Origin of the sequence: Legionella sp. W05-934-2 (assembly GCF_964199965.1) — a bacterium.
Taxonomy (GTDB): domain Bacteria; phylum Pseudomonadota; class Gammaproteobacteria; order Legionellales; family Legionellaceae; genus JAFIFT01.
In genome coordinates this window covers 58,690-75,325 of record NZ_CAXMZT010000012.1, presented here as the reverse complement: position 1 = coordinate 75,325, position 16,636 = coordinate 58,690, and the positions used below count along the sequence as shown (strand labels likewise).

Below are 16,636 nucleotides of genomic sequence, written 5' to 3'. Positions count from 1 at the left end.
CGGCCATTTATGTAAAATCTTTATTATGCAATCCATCACTATCAAACGTCCTGATGATTGGCACGTTCATTTTCGTGACGAAGAAAACTTAATTCAAACCGTCAATGCAACCGCCGCCCATTTCAGCCGTGCTTTAGTTATGCCTAATTTAAAACCCCCACTTATTAAATTAGACCAAATTCTCGCCTATCGCCACCGTATTTTATCCGCCTGTGACCCAAAGTATTCCTTTAAGCCAATGATGACTTTTTTTATTAATGAATCATCCAGCGAAGCGGATTATATATTAGCCTGTCAATACCCTTTTATTATGGGCGCAAAGCTTTATCCAGCTGGGGCCACCACCAATTCTGATCAAGGGGCTTCTTCTCTCAAAGCGCTATACCCTTTATTTGATGTGATGGAACAACGTGATCTCGTGCTACAAATTCATGGTGAAACGGTTAAAGATGATATCTTTGATCGTGAAAAGCTATTTTTAACCGAATCATTACAGCCAATCATGGATAACTTTCCAAAACTGCGCATTGTGCTAGAGCATATATCCACAAAAGCGGCCGTTGACTTTGTTGAAAAAGCAGGACCTCAATTAGGCGCTACCATCACCATCCATCATTTGCTATATAATCGAAACCACCTGTTATCGGGGGGGATTAAACCCCATTTTTATTGCTTACCCATTCTCAAGCGCATGGAAGATCAACAGGCAATTCAACGTGCGGCACTTAGCGGCAACCCTGCTTTTTTTGCCGGCACAGATAGTGCACCCCATCGAATTGTCGACAAACAATCCCAATGTGGTTGTGCGGGTATCTATTCTGCACCTTATGCGCTCCCATTATATGCTCAGTTTTTTGAAGCGCATCAGCAATTAAATAAATTAGAAGCATTTATGAGCATTCATGGGGCCGGTTTTTATCAGCAACCTGCCAATGAAGGGACCATCACTTTAAACAAACAAGCTCAATTGATTCCTGATACACTCCCATTTGGTCATGACTCGGTCCGCCCAATTGCAGCAGGACAAACGATTGAATGGAGTGTTGTGGATGAAGCGTATTAATCAAGTCACGAAAATTCATAAACGATTTCGCGGTTTCTTACCTGTTGTTATCGATATTGAGACGGCCGGGGTCAACCCGCAAGATAACGCATTGCTCGAGCTATGTGCGGTATTTCTGTCTATGAATGACGCGGGTGAACTTTACCGCAATCACACGATGTTTGATCATATATTACCCTTTGAAGGAGCGATATTAGATCAAAAGTCCCTTGAATTTAACCAAATCGATCCGTTCCAACCGTTGCGTTTTGCCGTCGATGAAAAAATCGCCTTAGAACGTTTATTTTTAGCAGTTCGTAACGCCTTAAAAGAGACGAAATGTCAACGAGCGGTGCTGGTTGGCCATAATGCTTGGTTTGATTTAAATTTTCTCAAAGCTGCAACAAAACGCTGCCAACTCGATTCCCCATTTCATTCGTTTACCTGTTTTGATACAGCCACGCTAGCAGGATTATATTTCGGGGAAACGGTGCTTGCTAAAGCCGTGGAAGCTGCCGGGTTAACCTTTGATAGCGAGCAAGCGCACTCAGCAATCTACGATGCAGAGATCACAGCGGAGCTCTTTTGTAAGATGATCAATCATTGGCAGGATAAATAACGACCCAATCAGAGCAAAGATCAGCCCGCATTAGCTCGCGAGAGTGAGTGTAATGCGGGGTTGGGGGCTTCGTTCTTCCCGGATTTCGTTTCACTTCATCTGGGCTACGTATATGGATACAATCGAGGTATCAAAGAAAGGTCAATTAGAATTACAAATCGTCTTCATGACTCGACAAGTATTCAGCAACACCTTGTGGGGAGGGCTTCATACCAGCACGCCCTTTTTGCCATCCAGCAGGGCAAACCTCGCCATGTTCTTCAAAATATTGCACGGCATCAATAATACGTAAAATTTCATCCACATTACGTCCAATGGGTAAATCATTGACAATTTGCGAACGAACAACGCCATTTCTGTCAATCACAAACGCCCCTCGGAAGGCAACCCCAGCAACCGGGTGCTCAACACCATATGATTGGCATATACTATGAGTAATGTCTGCCGCTAACGTATATTTAACGGGACCAATTCCCCCTTCTTTCACAGAGGTATTCCGATAAGCATTATGGGTAAATTGTGAGTCGATAGATACACCAATCACTTCAACCCCTCGTGCCTTGAATTCATCCATTCGCTTATTCAGCGCAATTAATTCAGAGGGGCAAACAAAGGTAAAATCTAATGGGTAAAAGAAGACCAAGCTATATTTGTTCTTGGTAGCTTCTTTAAAATGATAGGCTTCAACAATCTGACCATTTCCTAAAACAGCTGGCACCGTAAAATCAGGGGCTTGTCGACCAACTAATACACTCATTCATTATCTCCTGTTCAAAATTATTAACGAGGGCGTTACTGATATTATTCATCGCGCAAAAGGGATTCCAACTCACCTTGCTGGTATAAATCCAAAATAATGTCTGAGCCGCCGATCAGTTCGCCTTTTACCCATAATTGCGGAAACGTAGGCCATTCTGCGTATTTCGGCAATTCTTGGCGAATGTCGGGGTTTGACAGGACATCGATGTAGGCATAATCAACACCACAGGCATCTAAGCATTGCACCGCCCGGGCAGAAAACCCGCATTGTGGCATTTTTGGTGAACCTTTCATGTATAGTAGGATCTTATTATTTTTAATCTGTTCTTTAATCGTGGATAGCGTATCCATAGAAAACTCCGAATCTTACACTGGTAGCAATTATGGCTAAGATTGTAGGGAATCGCAAGCAAGGACAAGGGTTTTTATTGAAAGCAGCCTATTTCCTGCTAAACTAGGGCGTACTTCAATCAAGTTTGGGACACATTTGGGGGACTCCCTAATAGATAAAATCCCAATTGAACAATTATTCTCTAAATATGAACAGGAGCTAATAATGTCGTTTTCATTACCTGCGCTGCCCTATAATATGGATGCATTAGAACCCCATATATCCAAGGAAACCCTCGAGTATCATTATGGCAAGCACCATCAAACGTATGTCACCAATTTGAATAAATTGGTTGAGGGGACAGATAATGAACATAAATCACTGGAAGAAATCATACTTTCCAGTGAAGGGGGCCTGTTCAATAATGCCGCCCAAGTGTGGAATCACACTTTTTATTGGCATTGCCTGAGTCCCAATGGCGGTGGAGAGCCGAAGGGAATTTTAGCCGATAAAATTAATCAAGCTTTTGGCTCCTTTGCCAAATTCAAAGAACAATTTACTCAAACAGCGATTACTACTTTTGGTTCAGGGTGGGCATGGCTGGTTCAAAATGAACAAGGCGAGCTCGCGATGATGTCAACGTCCAATGCAAACCTTCCGATGACCAGTGGTCAGCACGCGCTGTTAACATGCGATGTTTGGGAGCATGCATACTATATTGATTATCGCAATGCTCGACCAAAATATATCGATGCATTCTGGGATTTAGTCAATTGGCAATTTGTCGAACAACAATTGCGATAATTATTAAACTAACAGGAATAGAAGAAGGGGATGACATGCTTGCGAAACGTTACCGACGCATCTGAATATCCTGTTGTGTTTATTCTTAGTTTTATAGTAAAGGAATGGTTTACAAAAAAACCATTCCTAAGACAATCACAAGGAGTTTTTTATGGCATATATCACGAGCTACAATCCAATGCCTATCTCTTTTTCTCATGGAAAAGGTGTATGGCTTTATGATGACAAAGGCAAGGCATACTTCGACGGCTTAAGCGGCATCGCGGTTTGTGGCCTCGGTCATGCCCATCCCGAAGTCACTGCAACTATCCAAAAACAAGCTGCCAAACTAATCCATACTTCCAACGCGTTTGTCATACCACAACAAGAAGCATTGGCTGAGAAATTAGCTCACATTACAGGCATGTCTCAGTTCTTCATCGCCAATTCAGGCGCCGAGGCCAATGAAGCAGCGATTAAAATATCGCGACTTTTTGGCCATCAAAAAGGGATTGATACTCCCTCCATTATTGTCATGGAGAAAGCGTTTCACGGCCGAACCATGGCTACCTTAACCGCTTCAGGTAGCCGTAAAGTCCAGGCTGGCTTTGAGCCATTAGTTCCTGGGTTTGTCCGTGCACCCTATAATGATATTGAAGCGATTAATCGTATCGCTAAAAGCCGTGATGACGTGGTGGCTGTTTTGTTAGAACCCATTCAGGGCGAGGGTGGAATATATCCGGCTGATGATGCTTACCTGAAACAAATTGCCGCCTTATGTGAGGAAAAGGATTGGTTATTAATGTTTGATGAAATTCAAACTGGTAACTGCCGAACTGGCAATTGGTATGCTTGCATGAATCTGGGCATTGAGCCAGATGTACTAACAACAGCAAAAGGCCTGGGGAACGGGATGCCAATCGGTGCGTGTATGATGCGAAATCGAGCCATCGATTTACTCATGCCAGGAACCCATGGTTCGACTTTTGGTGGAAATCCACTGGCATGCGCAACCGCATTAACTGTGTTGGACATCATGGAGCGTGACAATATCAATGCGTTGGTTGCTGAAAAAAGTCAATTGCTAAAAAGCAAGCTCATGCAAAACATCGGATCGATGCCGGAAGTTAAGTCCATACGTGGCAAAGGATACATGATAGGTATTGAAGTTGACCGGCCCGCTGCGAAAGCGAAAGACATCGCTTTGAATAATGGCTTGCTATTTAATGTCACTGCCGAATCGGTCATTCGCTTACTACCACCACTCATTATGACTGACGAAGACATTGACACCTTGGTAGACAGGCTTGCTACAACAATTGAACAATTTCTTAAATTAGACGAGCCTGCTACGGCTTAATCCACAATCATCCCCAGTTAGGATTTTACCAAACTGGGGATGTTCATCCTTTGCCGTAGCACTTCATATAAACTCACACCCGTTGCCACTGACACATTCAGACTTTCAACATATCCCTGCATGGGTAACGAATACAATTGATCACAATGCTCTCTAGTTAAACGGCGCAACCCGTTTCCTTCTGATCCCATCACTAATGCAACCGGCCCTTGGCAGTCTAATTGGTATAATGTTTGTTTTGCTTCCCCCGCAGCACCATATATCCACACACCTGCTTCTTGCAGTGCTTTCATGGCACGTGCCAAATTGGTCACCCTTACAATTGGCACACATTCCGCGGCACCACTCGCAACTTTACTAACCGTTGCATTAATGGGGGCACTTTTATCTTTTGGCATAATCACAAAATCAACCCCAGCGCCGTCTGCTGTCCTTAAGCAAGCCCCCAAATTATGCACATCGGTGATGCCATCTAAGATCAAAATCAGCGCATTTTTATTTGCCGTGTTCCCCAACAATAAGGGTAAGTCGCCTTGTTGATATTCCGGTAATGGTGCAACAGAAGCAATCACACCTTGATGTGTTTGATTGGAAAATTGCTTTTCGATGGCCTGAATTGACCGGATAGCGATACTTTGTTGTTCAGCAAATTGACGTATTTTTTGATAGGCTTGATCGGTTTTATGGGTGTCTATATATAATGTATATACCTGACGATTAGTTTGACTCAAAACGGCAGTCACGGCGTGAACACCGAATACCCACTGTTGATTAGTCATAAATCAACTCACTCGCCAATTCAAAATCAATCTTACGTTCGTCCAAATTAACTCTAGCAACGAGTACTTCCAGTTTATCACCTAGCTGGTAAGTTTGGCCGCTTCGTTGGCCAACTAATTGATGGTTTCTACTATCAAATGAATAATAGTCATTATGTAAAGAGGTAACATGAATCAACCCTTCGACATAGATATCTTTCAGTTCAACAAAAATACCAAAACTGGTCACCGATGACACGGTACCCGTGAAAACTTGGCCAAGCTTATCTTGCATAAATTCACATTTCAGCCAAGATATGACTTCTCGTGTGGCATCATCCGCGCGACGCTCTGTTTCAGAGCAATGCTTGGCATATTTGCTCATTTCATCATTACTATAACAAAATTCACCCGCCTCACCGCGATCAATCATATGGCCAAGTGCCCGGTGGATTAATAAATCCGGATAACGGCGAATGGGCGATGTAAAATGGGTGTAGACTGGATAGGCCAAGCCAAAATGCCCTTCGTTTTTTTCCGAATATCTCGCTTGCTTTAGCGAACGCAACATCACTGTTTCAATGATATGCCGCTCTTCTCTGACACCGATATCTGCCATGGTTTTTAGATAATCTTTCGCATGTGGCTTTTGCCCACCACCTAACGATAGTCCCCATCCAGCAAGAAACTCCCTAAGCTGATTAATTTTTTCTTCATCCGGCACTTCATGAACGCGATACAAAGAGGCAATTTTCGATTTTTGTAAGTGACCACCAACAGCAACATTAGCAGCTAACATGCATTCTTCGATTAATTTGTGAGCTTCGTTTCTCTCGACAGGCACAATTCGCTCAATTTTTCGATTGGCATCAAAAACGATCTTTGTTTCCGTTGTATCGAAGTCAATTGCGCCTCTATTTTTTCGGTGGGTTGAGAGTAATTGATACAACTCATACAATAAGGTCACATTTTTCCAAACGGCATCATTCATTTGTGCGCTTGGCTGCTTTGACGACAATGCCTTAGCAACTTCCGTATAGGTTAAGCGAGCATTCGATTGAAAAACGGCACGATAAAATCGGCTCCGGCTGATAGCGCCATTAGCGCTAATTGAAAGCTCTGCAACCATGCATAGGCGATCAACATGCGGATTGAGAGAGCAGATCCCATTCGACAGTGCTTCAGGAAGCATCGGAACGACGCGACCAGGGAAATACACGGAGTTGCCTCTGTTGGCGGCTTCCATGTCTAAGCTAGAACCCGCCTTAACATAATGACTCACATCAGCAATAGCGACTCTTAACAGAAAATCACCATTGTCGTGTTTCTGGCAAAAAACCGCGTCATCAAAATCTTTCGCATCTTCACCATCGATAGTAACAAAGGCTAGTTCTCGCAAATCTTTTCTACCAGCGATATCTTCTTTATTCACATGCTGGTTAATGGCAGCAACTTCTTCTAGAACTGGATCTGGCCATTCGGCAGGGATGCCATGGGCATAGATTGCGACATCAATCTCCATACCGGGGGCCATATGCTCACCTAATATATGGATAACTTTGCCTACCGCCTGATTTCGTTTTGAAGGAAAGGCAAGGATTTCTACCAACACCATTTGCCCTTCTTTGGCATCACCGGCATACTCCAGTGGTACTGAAATATCCTGGGTAATACGCTTGCTATCTGGAACAACAAAGCCAACACCGTGTTCTTTAAAAAATCGCCCGACCACCGTATGATTGGCATGCTCAACTACTTCATGGATTTTTCCTTCGGGCCTTCCTCGACGATCAAATCCCTGTTGCCAGGCATAGACAATATCACCATGCATCACGCCCCGCATTTCTTTTGCAGAGAGAACCATATCAGGTTCATCGGCATCACTGATAAAAAAGCCATATCCTTCTGGGTGTGCTTGTACTTTTCCCCGTTTAAGATTAATTCGCTGCATTAAACAAAACCGATTTCGCCTATCAAGCATGATTTGTCCATCTCGTAACATGGCTTTCAGGCGAAATTGCATGGTTTCTTGTTCGTCATCTGACCCTAAACCAAGGGCTTTAAACAATTGCTTTTTGGACATAGGTCGTCCAAAATCCTCCAATATTTGAAGAACATACTCGCGACTGGGAATAGCAGAACCGTATTTTGCTATTTCTCGTTGATAAAAAGGATCGTTTATTTTCTTAATCACAAATCACCCGTTGTCCTCATCATCCGCTGTCAATTGAAACCCACGACTACTCACAGCTTCTAACATGTTTGATAGCGTTTGGTTTTCAGTAACCCAATAACTTCCATTTCCATTTTTTGGTTGTTCGATAGGGGCAACTCGACAAACTGATAATATATTTTGGCAAGATATTTGTTGTTCATGGCCAGGTTTTACCTCCACGCATTGAAATCGTATTTCCATTTTTCCAAGTTTGAGTGCACTCCACTTGTTCTTATCAACACGACTTGTCCATCCCGCCTGCGCACCTGGATCGTTGGATGACACATGCGATAAATAAATATCAGAATCGCTGATATTATGAATCAAAATAACTCGATCTTTTTCTGTTTTCAATTTGAGATTTTCTGACTTGATGCCGACTAAATGACAATTTTTTGGTAATTCAATCGCATACACTTGAGTTAGTGTGAGCATTGCCAGCAAAATTTGTACTATTTTTTTCATTTTAGATCCTATTCATTACATCGTTACCGTTTTCTGATGAAATGACAACGGCTTAAAATGTCGATTACAACTAGTCATCATATCACAGATAATGCTTACTAAAAACGTCAGGACTCAGAGATTAACAATAGCTGTGGTCTAAAGAATCATCTAATGTCATCCTAATGGCCATGCAGATAGAAACTGGAATCATTAATTAATCTAATTTCAGTATATAATTTAAATAGTGAATGAATGGTATTAGATATGAGAAAATTTATTTCTTTTCTATTATTAGGAATCAGTCTTCAACTCTCAGCACAGCAAACCCTCTATATCGGTACGATGGCATTTAACCCTCCATTTTCACTTCGACTGGACACGGAAGGTCATTTGTATGGTTTTGATATTTCATTTATGAATGAGATCTGTAAAAGGATTCAGGCAAATTGTGTCTATAAACAAATGCCTTTCGAAGATTTATTTCCTGCTTTAAATAACCATACTATTGATTTGGCTATTTCCGGTATAATTATAACACCTGAAAGGCAAAAAGATTACTTATTTTCATTGCCTTATTTTGTCAGTAATGGAATTTTTATTGTGCACACGGATGAATTCAAATCGATTGATAATTTACGCAATAAGAAAATTGGCGTCATCAAACACTCTGTTTATTTTTATTTGGCCCCTAAAATTCTTGGTCCCGATGCCACTATCATGCCATATACTCGCCCAACAGATATGCTTGCAAATTTAGTGAGTGGCAATATACAAGCCATCTTTACAGATGAAATGCCTGCTAAATATTGGGCCACTAAAGATGATAATATTGATGTAATTGGCAAACCGATCCCAACCGGTAGTGGCTATGGTATTATGACAAACTTAAACAACGATCAATTAATACATCAGATTAATGCTGCCATATTAGACATTGAAAAGGACGGAACTTATTTGAAATTATATAATCAATTCTTTAATATTCTTATCAACTAAAGCGATACAGCGAATTAAAATGAAGCCATACATACATGAACGTTCACGTATAGGCCAAAAGCTATTTATCCGTAGTGCTAGTTCAATCATCTGCTGGGTATATTCAACCACCAGATTATGGTAAAATTTTTTCTATTTAGCGAGTAAACGATGTACAGCCAAGATATTGTCACACTTCATGATCAGCTAACCAAACGATGGAAATCCGATGGAGTTCATACTGAATTGAGCAACCTCGCTGGTCTAATTGAGCAAAATCATTCCTTTAATTATCAATTATGGCATGCTGAGGACAAAGCTCGTCGTGATGATAAGGGTGCTGAATTTGTTTATCAGGCAAAACGACAAATTGATCGATTTAACCAGCAACGAAACAATGCTATGGAAGCCATTGATCAATGGTGTTTGCAACAACATCAGCCAACCGACGACCCGGATTGTGCTATCCATTCTGAAACACCCGGTATGATGATCGACAGATTATCCATTCTGTGCCTGAAAATTTTCCATATGCAATTACAGGTCGACAGAACAGATGCTTCGTCGGCACACCGGCAACAATGTCGCGAAAAATTAGCGGTGTTGAATTTGCAAAGAGATATTCTAGCGCGGTGTCTGGATCAGTTATTTTTAGAAGTCGATCAAGGAAAGCGTCGATTTATCGTCTATCAACAATTTAAGATGTATAATGATCCTAATTTAAACCCTGAGCTATATCGACGGCATACTGAAGCTTAGTTTAATTGAACCGCCTTTGCCCAAAATTATTACTCGATAAGCTTGGGCAAAGGGTGATAATTAACCTTTTAATTTCTTACGTACTTTTTGCAGTGCACGGATTTGAGCAGCAGCTCTTGCTAATTCAGCGGCGGCCACGGAATAATCGATTTCAGACTGCTTGTCTTTTAACGCTTGTTCAGCACGTTCTCTAGCAGCTATAGCTGCTGCTTCATCGAGATCCATCGCGCGCTCAACCGCATCCGCTAGAATTGTGACACAATTGGGTTGTACTTCTAACATGCCACCTGATACGTAATATATCTCCTCTTCCCCATGTTGCAATGTCACACGTACTTCACCTGGTTTTAATGCGGTCAACAAAGGTGCGTGGCCTGGTTTGATACCTATTTCACCTAACACACCTGTTGCGACGACAGTTTGTGCCAACCCTGAAAATATTTCTTTTTCAGCGCTGACAATATCAACATGCGTTGTGATTGTCATTCACCTATCCTCTAGAGAGTTTTCGCTTTGGCTACTGCTTCTTCAATACTACCAACCATGTAAAAGGCTTGTTCAGGAAGGTCATCATGATCACCATCGAGAATCGCTTGGAAACCTTTAATTGTTTCTTTCAATGGGACATATTTTCCAGGAGAACCTGTAAACACTTCCGCAACGAAGAAGGGCTGAGACAAGAAACGTTGAATTTTTCGAGCCCTCGATACGACACGCTTATCTTCCTCGGATAATTCATCCATACCCAGAATAGCGATAATGTCTTTAAGTTCTTTATACCGTTGAAGTGTTTGCTGCACTTTACGTGCTATATCATAGTGTTCCTGACCTACAACTAATGGATCCAATTGTCTTGACGTTGAATCAAGTGGATCAACGGCAGGGTAGATACCTAGTTCTGCAATTTGGCGTGATAATACAACCGTTGCGTCTAAGTGAGCAAATGTCGTTGCTGGTGATGGATCAGTTAAATCATCCGCAGGCACATAAACCGCTTGAATCGAGGTGATTGAACCTGTTTTGGTGGAAGTAATACGCTCCTGCAACATTCCCATTTCTTCTGCTAGCGTAGGCTGATAGCCTACCGCTGAAGGCATTCGTCCTAATAACGCTGAAACTTCAACACCCGCTAATGTATAACGGTAAATGTTATCAACAAATAATAACACATCCCGCCCCTCATCACGGAATTTTTCAGCCATCGTCAAACCAGTAAGCGCAACTCTTAAACGGTTTCCAGGTGGCTCATTCATCTGTCCATAGACAAGTGATACTTTATCGAGAACGTTAGAATCTTTCATTTCATGGTAGAAGTCATTACCTTCCCGCGTTCTTTCACCCACACCGGCGAAGACTGAATAGCCGCTGTGCTCAATGGCGATATTACGTATTAACTCCATCATATTAACTGTTTTACCCACACCCGCACCGCCAAACAAACCAACCTTACCGCCCTTGGCGAAAGGACATAACAGGTCAATAACTTTAATACCAGTCTCTAAGATCTCTTGACTGCTTGCTTGTTCTTCATAGCTGGGGGCTTTACGGTGAATCGACCAATATTCGTCTGCCTCAACAGGGCCCGCTTCATCAACCGGTTTACCCAACACATCCATGATGCGACCCAATGTTTTCGTACCGACTGGCACTTTAATGGGTTCACCTGTATTTTCTGCTTGAACACCACGTCTGAGTCCATCTGTTGAACCCATTGCAATGGTACGAACAACCCCATCGCCTAGCTGCTGTTGCACTTCAAGCACCAAATCATGGTCCTTTAACTTCAAAGCATCATAGACTTTTGGCACTTCATTTTCGAATTCAACATCGACAACCGCACCAATTACTTCAACAACTTTTCCCAAATTACTCATGACATACCCTCTTTTATAATGCGTCTGCGCCACCAACAATTTCTGCCAATTCTTGTGTAATAGCAGACTGTCGGGCTTTATTATAAGCTAACTGGAATTCTTTTATCAGTTCACCAGCATTATCGGTTGCACTCTTCATAGCAATCATTTTCGCCGCCTGCTCACAAGCAATGTTTTCGATGACCGCCTGGTAGACTTGTGACTCAATAAAACGATCCAGCAAACCATCAAGCAATTCTTTTGCATCTGGTTCATAGATATAATCCCAGTGGTGGGAGATATCAACTTCCTCCGGACTTTCACACTTGGGCAGTGGCAATAATTGTTTAAATACCGGTTTTTGCGACATTGTATTGATAAATTCATTATATACAACGTGCAATGCATCAATTTCATTATTACGAAAAGCTTGGAGCATCACTTGCACCACGCCCAAAATATCATTGATGCCCGGGGAGTCCCCTAAATTATCGGCCGAGGCAAGCACTTTCCCACCGATTCTTCTAAAAAAGGCTTGTCCTTTGCGACCGATTACGCATATATCAATTTGTTTGCCTTGCTGTTGCCAATGTTTAAATTGATTAACCGTCTCACGAAACAAGTTAGCATTTAAACCACCGCATAAGCCTCTATCAGTTGTAACTACGATAATGCCCACACGTTTGATTTCGCGATCTTCCATAAAAGGATGTCGATATTCAGAGTTTGCTCTCGCTAAATGCTCAACAACAGTATATATTTTTTGAGCATAAGGCTTGGAAGACCTCATTTTATCTTGTGTTTTGCGCATTTTACTGGCAGCTACTAACTGCATAGCACTGGTTATTTTTCGCGTATTTTTAATGCTCGCTATTTTCGAGCGAATTTCTTTCGCACCAGCCATAATTTTGCCTAACTATTGTTTATCAAAATAATGTTAAGGCGCTCAATGAGCGCTCCTCCCATGTTACCAACTGCCATTTTCAATAAATGACTCAACCGCTGATTTTATGTTTGCTTCAATTTCATCACCGTATGCACCGGATTCAGCTATCTCTCCCATTAATGGGGCATAGTTGGAATGCATATAGGCATGTAACGCTGACTCAAATGAACCCACTTCAGCAACAGGGATAGTATCAAGGTATCCCTTTTCAACAACAAATAATGAGACACCCATCTCTGCAACAGATAAGGGGTGGTATTGCTTTTGTTTCATTAATTCAGTAATCCGCTGTCCGCGCTCTAGCTGCTTACGTGTCGCTTCATCCAGATCGGATGCAAACTGAGAAAACGCTTCTAGTTCACGGTATTGAGCTAAAGCTAGTCGGGTACCACCGCCCAATTTTTTCATTATCTTCGTTTGTGCGGCACCACCAACCCTTGAAACAGATAAACCCGAGTTAATGGCGGGTCGTATACCTGAGTTGAACATATCAACATCGAGGAAGATTTGGCCGTCGGTAATAGAAATAACGTTGGTAGGAACGAAAGCCGAAACGTCACCCGCTTGGGTTTCAATAATTGGTAACGCTGTCAGTGAACCCGTCTTACCTTTAACTTCCCCGTTTGTTAGCTTCTCAACTTCATGGGCATTGATTCGAGATGCTCGTTCCAATAAACGAGAATGTAAATAAAAAATATCACCGGGATAGGCTTCACGACCTGGGGGTCGTCTTAATAGTAGGGAAATTTGTCGATATGCCCAGGCTTGTTTTGTTAAATCATCATAGACGATTAAGGCATCTTCCCCTTTTTCCATAAAGTATTCACCCATTGAACAGCCGGTATAGGGTGCAATAAACTGTAATGCGGCCGGATCAGAGGCTCCAGCAACGACAACAATCGTATGTTTTAAAGCATCGTGTTCTTCAAGCTTTCGGACTAGTGCTGCAACGGATGATGCTTTTTGTCCGACAGCCACATAGATACATTTAACGCCTGTTTCTTTTTGATTAATAATCGTGTCAATGGCTATCGCCGTTTTACCAGTTTGACGGTCACCGATGATTAATTCCCGTTGTCCTCGGCCAACTGGCGTCATTGCATCAATTGCTTTTAGTCCCGTTTGAACGGGTTGGGAGACAGACTGACGCGCAATAACCCCGGGGGCAATTTTTTCAATGGGTGACATTTTGTTAGTCTTGATAGGGCCTTTCCCATCAATTGGATTACCCAGGGCATCAACGACTCTTCCAAGTAGCGCCTCACCAACAGGGACTTCCATAATTCTGCCTGTACATTTCCCTTTTTGGCCTTCTGATAAATTTGAATAATCACCAAGGATAACCGCACCAACAGAGTCTCTCTCTAGGTTCAATGCCAAGCCATACACGCCGCCAGGAAACTCAATCATTTCACCTTGCATAACATCCGCAAGCCCATGCAAACGAACAATCCCATCCTTTAGGCTGACAATGGTCCCCTCATTTCTTGCTTCTGATACAACTTTAAATTTCTCAATTCGGTCTAATATCAGATCACTAATTTCAGATGGTTTTAATGACATTGACATGAAATCTATCCTCTTTAAATTATGCTAGTTTAAACGGCTAGTCGAGCTGCTAACTTTTCCAGTTTGCCCCGAACAGAACCATCAATAACAAAGTCACCTGCTTGAATAATTGCGCCGCCCAATAATGATTCATTAATTTCAACGCTCAAGCTTACTTCTCGATTTAATTTTTTACTAAGTGCTTTGACTAAAGCTTGCTCTTGTTCTTTTTCCAGCGGTTTTGAGGAAGTCACTTTAACTTCCATCGATTTTTCATAGTCTGCACGATAGGTGAAATAAAGCGCTGTTATTTCGGGCAAAATGGTTAAGCGACCAAACTCTGCCAATATTGATAGAAAATTTTTGGTTTCATCCTTCATCGAATCTTCTATTTTGGGTACAAACCCTAATAACAAGCTAATTTTGTCCTCACGATTGATCGTGGGATTGGATAAAAATGCATAAGCTTTTTTGTCAGCAGCAACACTGGCAAGGACGTGCAAAATGTTAGCCCATTCTGCGAGTTTCTTCTTTTTTTGAGCATGATCAAAAATGGCTTTTGCATAGGGTCTAGCGATTGTAGTTAACTCTGACATATTATATCTCTTTTATCAGGTCATCGACCAATTTTTTACTTGCTTCTTTGTTAACTTCTTTTTGTAAAATCCGCTCAGCTCCAACAATGGCAAGATGAGACACTTGCTTTTGCAAAATTTCCTTTGCTTTAGATATCTCTTGTTGCAATTGTTCATGGGCAATTTTAGCTTGACGCTGCGCTTCTTCCCGAGCTTCATTTTTTGCAGTTTCAATCATCTCGCTTGAACGGCGCTTAGCCATTTCAATGATCTCACTTGCCTGTGCTTTCGCTTGACGAATTTCGTCTTTAGCTCGATGTTGCGTTAATTCAAATTCACGTCGACCCCGCTCTGCAGCCGCAAGTCCTTCCGATATTTTGTCTTGACGCTCTTCCATCGCTTTGGAAAGGGGAGGCCAGACAAATTTCATGGTAAACCAAACAAATACCAAAAACACAAACATCTGCACGAGAAGTGTTGCATTAATTTCCAAGATTTTTCTCCTCTAACGAGAACAGGGGCAATGCCCCTATTTAATCGATCAAGAACCTATTGCACTTAGGAATGGGTTTGCAAATGTGAAGAATAAGGCGATACCAACACCAATCATCGTTACCGCATCTAATAAACCTGCAACGATAAACATTTTAACCTGAAGCATGGACACCATCTCTGGTTGACGTGCCGCACCTTCTAAGAATTTTCCACCCAACAGTCCAAATCCGATAGCGGTACCTAATGCGCCCAGGCCAATTAACAAGGCAACAGCTATAACTGTCATCCCCTGTACGTGAGCAACTAATTCTTGCATAATCAAATCCCCTTAATGGTAATGAAATTAATGATCCTCGTGGGCGAGGCTCAAATACACAATGGTTAACACCATAAATATAAACGCTTGAAGCGTAATGACCAAAATGTGGAAGATTGACCATGCCAATCCAAGCACAAATTGACCAATGCCTAGAGTCGCTGAACTAACCCAGCTAGAGCTAGCAGCATTCAACGTTAACAACGCAATCAAAATGAAAATCAATTCACCGGCATAGAGGTTTCCAAACAAACGTAACGACAAGGAAATTGGTTTGGCAATTAAACCGACCGTTTCAAGAATAAAATTAAATGGGATCATCATTTTATGATTAAATGGTTGCAAGGTTAGCTCTTTCATAAAGCCTGAGAACCCTTTTATTTTTACGCTATAGAATATAATGAGCACAAAGACCGATAGGGAAAGCGCAAACGTTAAATTTAAATCATTTGTCGGCACAACCTTAAGATGGCTAATACCCATTGCCCCAGCGATTTCTGGAAGAACATCGACAGGAACAATATCCATGAAATTCATTAGAAAGACCCACAGGAAAATTGTTAACGCCAGTGGACCGATGAGAGCGTTACGCCCATGAAAGCAGTCTTTGACCTGTGACTGAGCAAAATCCAGCATGATTTCTGCAAAATTTTGCAGCTTACCTGGCACACCCGTTGAAACTCGGCGGGCACCAACAAACAACAGGCCCATTGCTAAAAATCCGAGTACCATGGAGAAAAACAAGGTATCTAGGTTGACTGTCCAAAACCCACCACTACTGCCGAGTGACATCGTTTTGATGTCAAACGTTAGGTATGTTAAATGGTGCTTAATATAGTTAGTACTTGAAACCAT

General features: G+C 42.0%; 19 protein-coding genes. 6 read left to right on the top strand and 13 right to left on the bottom strand.

Annotation, left to right across the window (positions count from 1 at the left end; genetic code table 11):
- The first annotated feature begins 25 nt into the window (after positions 1-25).
- Both pyrC and rnt read left to right on the top strand, forming a co-directional pair.
- Positions 26-1,063 (top strand): dihydroorotase, encoded by a 1,038-nt coding sequence (pyrC, locus tag AB3348_RS13145; protein ID WP_367608062.1) that lies wholly within the window; start codon positions 26-28, stop codon positions 1,061-1,063.
- On the top strand, positions 1,050-1,661 hold the full coding sequence (gene rnt / locus AB3348_RS13140) for a ribonuclease T (RefSeq protein ID WP_367608061.1): 612 nt from the start codon (positions 1,050-1,052) through the stop codon (positions 1,659-1,661). Before pyrC ends, rnt begins: the two co-directional genes overlap by 14 nt.
- Before the next feature lie 151 nt (positions 1,662-1,812).
- Here rnt and AB3348_RS13135 read toward each other — a convergent pair whose 3' ends face one another.
- Together AB3348_RS13135 and grxD are read right to left on the bottom strand one after the other, a co-directional pair.
- On the bottom strand, positions 1,813-2,418 hold the full coding sequence (locus tag AB3348_RS13135; protein ID WP_367608060.1) for a peroxiredoxin: 606 nt from the start codon (positions 2,416-2,418) through the stop codon (positions 1,813-1,815).
- A gap of 44 nt (positions 2,419-2,462) precedes the next feature.
- Complete coding sequence (gene grxD / locus AB3348_RS13130; RefSeq protein WP_367608059.1) at positions 2,463-2,771, bottom strand: Grx4 family monothiol glutaredoxin; 309 nt, start codon at positions 2,769-2,771, stop codon at positions 2,463-2,465.
- Between the two features lie 205 nt (positions 2,772-2,976).
- Between grxD and AB3348_RS13125 the strand changes: the two genes are divergently transcribed.
- Positions 2,977-3,555 carry a superoxide dismutase gene (locus tag AB3348_RS13125; protein WP_367608058.1) on the top strand — a complete coding sequence of 193 codons (579 nt, stop codon included), beginning with the start codon at positions 2,977-2,979 and terminating at the stop codon, positions 3,553-3,555.
- 151 nt (positions 3,556-3,706) lie between these two features.
- Positions 3,707-4,894 (top strand): aspartate aminotransferase family protein, encoded by a 1,188-nt coding sequence (locus tag AB3348_RS13120; protein ID WP_367608057.1) that lies wholly within the window; start codon positions 3,707-3,709, stop codon positions 4,892-4,894.
- A 17-nt stretch (positions 4,895-4,911) separates the two neighbouring features.
- Here the strand turns inward: AB3348_RS13120 and rlmB are convergent, their stop codons facing one another.
- The 3 genes from rlmB to AB3348_RS13105 are packed head-to-tail and all read right to left on the bottom strand — an operon-like array spanning position 4,912 to position 8,332.
- Positions 4,912-5,673, bottom strand: coding sequence for a 23S rRNA (guanosine(2251)-2'-O)-methyltransferase RlmB (rlmB, locus tag AB3348_RS13115; RefSeq protein WP_367608056.1), 762 nt, complete (start codon positions 5,671-5,673; stop codon positions 4,912-4,914).
- A complete protein-coding gene (rnr, locus tag AB3348_RS13110) occupies positions 5,666-7,846 on the bottom strand; it encodes a ribonuclease R (protein WP_367608055.1) in 2,181 nt (726 codons plus the stop codon). Before rnr ends, rlmB begins: the two co-directional genes overlap by 8 nt.
- Before the next feature lie 3 nt (positions 7,847-7,849).
- Positions 7,850-8,332 carry a hypothetical protein gene (locus AB3348_RS13105; RefSeq protein WP_367608054.1) on the bottom strand — a complete coding sequence of 161 codons (483 nt, stop codon included), beginning with the start codon at positions 8,330-8,332 and terminating at the stop codon, positions 7,850-7,852.
- Positions 8,333-8,578: 246 nt separating this feature from the next.
- On the opposite strand from AB3348_RS13105, the gene AB3348_RS13100 reads away from it, so the two are divergent.
- Together AB3348_RS13100 and AB3348_RS13095 are read left to right on the top strand one after the other, a co-directional pair.
- Entirely contained in the window at positions 8,579-9,310 is a 732-nt protein-coding gene (locus AB3348_RS13100) for a transporter substrate-binding domain-containing protein (RefSeq protein WP_367608053.1), read from the top strand.
- 150 nt (positions 9,311-9,460) lie between these two features.
- On the top strand, positions 9,461-10,048 hold the full coding sequence (locus tag AB3348_RS13095; protein WP_367608052.1) for a DUF4254 domain-containing protein: 588 nt from the start codon (positions 9,461-9,463) through the stop codon (positions 10,046-10,048).
- Between the two features lie 60 nt (positions 10,049-10,108).
- Here AB3348_RS13095 and AB3348_RS13090 read toward each other — a convergent pair whose 3' ends face one another.
- From AB3348_RS13090 to atpB, 8 genes are all read right to left on the bottom strand, one after another.
- Positions 10,109-10,534 carry a F0F1 ATP synthase subunit epsilon gene (locus AB3348_RS13090; protein WP_367608051.1) on the bottom strand — a complete coding sequence of 142 codons (426 nt, stop codon included), beginning with the start codon at positions 10,532-10,534 and terminating at the stop codon, positions 10,109-10,111.
- An 11-nt stretch (positions 10,535-10,545) separates the two neighbouring features.
- Complete coding sequence (gene atpD, locus AB3348_RS13085) at positions 10,546-11,922, bottom strand: F0F1 ATP synthase subunit beta (RefSeq protein ID WP_367608050.1); 1,377 nt, start codon at positions 11,920-11,922, stop codon at positions 10,546-10,548.
- A gap of 13 nt (positions 11,923-11,935) precedes the next feature.
- A complete protein-coding gene (atpG, locus tag AB3348_RS13080) occupies positions 11,936-12,805 on the bottom strand; it encodes a F0F1 ATP synthase subunit gamma (protein ID WP_367608049.1) in 870 nt (289 codons plus the stop codon).
- 63 nt (positions 12,806-12,868) lie between these two features.
- Positions 12,869-14,416 carry a F0F1 ATP synthase subunit alpha gene (atpA, locus tag AB3348_RS13075; RefSeq protein WP_367608048.1) on the bottom strand — a complete coding sequence of 516 codons (1,548 nt, stop codon included), beginning with the start codon at positions 14,414-14,416 and terminating at the stop codon, positions 12,869-12,871.
- A gap of 29 nt (positions 14,417-14,445) precedes the next feature.
- Positions 14,446-14,991: a F0F1 ATP synthase subunit delta gene (locus AB3348_RS13070; protein ID WP_367608047.1), complete on the bottom strand. Its 546-nt coding sequence runs from the start codon at positions 14,989-14,991 to the stop codon at positions 14,446-14,448.
- A gap of 1 nt (position 14,992) precedes the next feature.
- A complete protein-coding gene (locus tag AB3348_RS13065) occupies positions 14,993-15,463 on the bottom strand; it encodes a F0F1 ATP synthase subunit B (protein WP_367608046.1) in 471 nt (156 codons plus the stop codon).
- Positions 15,464-15,511: 48 nt separating this feature from the next.
- On the bottom strand, positions 15,512-15,781 hold the full coding sequence (gene atpE / locus AB3348_RS13060; protein ID WP_367608045.1) for a F0F1 ATP synthase subunit C: 270 nt from the start codon (positions 15,779-15,781) through the stop codon (positions 15,512-15,514).
- Positions 15,782-15,808: 27 nt separating this feature from the next.
- Complete coding sequence (gene atpB / locus AB3348_RS13055; protein ID WP_367608044.1) at positions 15,809-16,636, bottom strand: F0F1 ATP synthase subunit A; 828 nt, start codon at positions 16,634-16,636, stop codon at positions 15,809-15,811.

Excerpts from the sequence above, each read along its gene's own strand:
- rnt (WP_367608061.1), top strand. The coding sequence starts at position 1,050 with ATGAAGCGTATTAATCAAGTCACGAAAATTCATAAACGATTTCGCGGT.
- atpD (WP_367608050.1), bottom strand. The coding sequence starts at position 11,922 with ATGAGTAATTTGGGAAAAGTTGTTGAAGTAATTGGTGCGGTTGTCGAT.
- atpG (WP_367608049.1), bottom strand. The coding sequence starts at position 12,805 with ATGGCTGGTGCGAAAGAAATTCGCTCGAAAATAGCGAGCATTAAAAAT.
- atpE (WP_367608045.1), bottom strand. The coding sequence starts at position 15,781 with ATGCAAGAATTAGTTGCTCACGTACAGGGGATGACAGTTATAGCTGTT.
- AB3348_RS13135 (WP_367608060.1), bottom strand. The coding sequence starts at position 2,418 with ATGAGTGTATTAGTTGGTCGACAAGCCCCTGATTTTACGGTGCCAGCT.
- grxD (WP_367608059.1), bottom strand. The coding sequence starts at position 2,771 with ATGGATACGCTATCCACGATTAAAGAACAGATTAAAAATAATAAGATC.
- AB3348_RS13125 (WP_367608058.1), top strand. The coding sequence starts at position 2,977 with ATGTCGTTTTCATTACCTGCGCTGCCCTATAATATGGATGCATTAGAA.
- atpB (WP_367608044.1), bottom strand. The coding sequence starts at position 16,636 with ATGGTTTCAAGTACTAACTATATTAAGCACCATTTAACATACCTAACG.
- AB3348_RS13105 (WP_367608054.1), bottom strand. The coding sequence starts at position 8,332 with ATGAAAAAAATAGTACAAATTTTGCTGGCAATGCTCACACTAACTCAA.
- AB3348_RS13090 (WP_367608051.1), bottom strand. The coding sequence starts at position 10,534 with ATGACAATCACAACGCATGTTGATATTGTCAGCGCTGAAAAAGAAATA.
- AB3348_RS13100 (WP_367608053.1), top strand. The coding sequence starts at position 8,579 with ATGAGAAAATTTATTTCTTTTCTATTATTAGGAATCAGTCTTCAACTC.
- AB3348_RS13070 (WP_367608047.1), bottom strand. The coding sequence starts at position 14,991 with ATGTCAGAGTTAACTACAATCGCTAGACCCTATGCAAAAGCCATTTTT.
- pyrC (WP_367608062.1), top strand. The coding sequence starts at position 26 with ATGCAATCCATCACTATCAAACGTCCTGATGATTGGCACGTTCATTTT.
- atpA (WP_367608048.1), bottom strand. The coding sequence starts at position 14,416 with ATGTCAATGTCATTAAAACCATCTGAAATTAGTGATCTGATATTAGAC.
- rlmB (WP_367608056.1), bottom strand. The coding sequence starts at position 5,673 with ATGACTAATCAACAGTGGGTATTCGGTGTTCACGCCGTGACTGCCGTT.
- AB3348_RS13095 (WP_367608052.1), top strand. The coding sequence starts at position 9,461 with ATGTACAGCCAAGATATTGTCACACTTCATGATCAGCTAACCAAACGA.
- AB3348_RS13120 (WP_367608057.1), top strand. The coding sequence starts at position 3,707 with ATGGCATATATCACGAGCTACAATCCAATGCCTATCTCTTTTTCTCAT.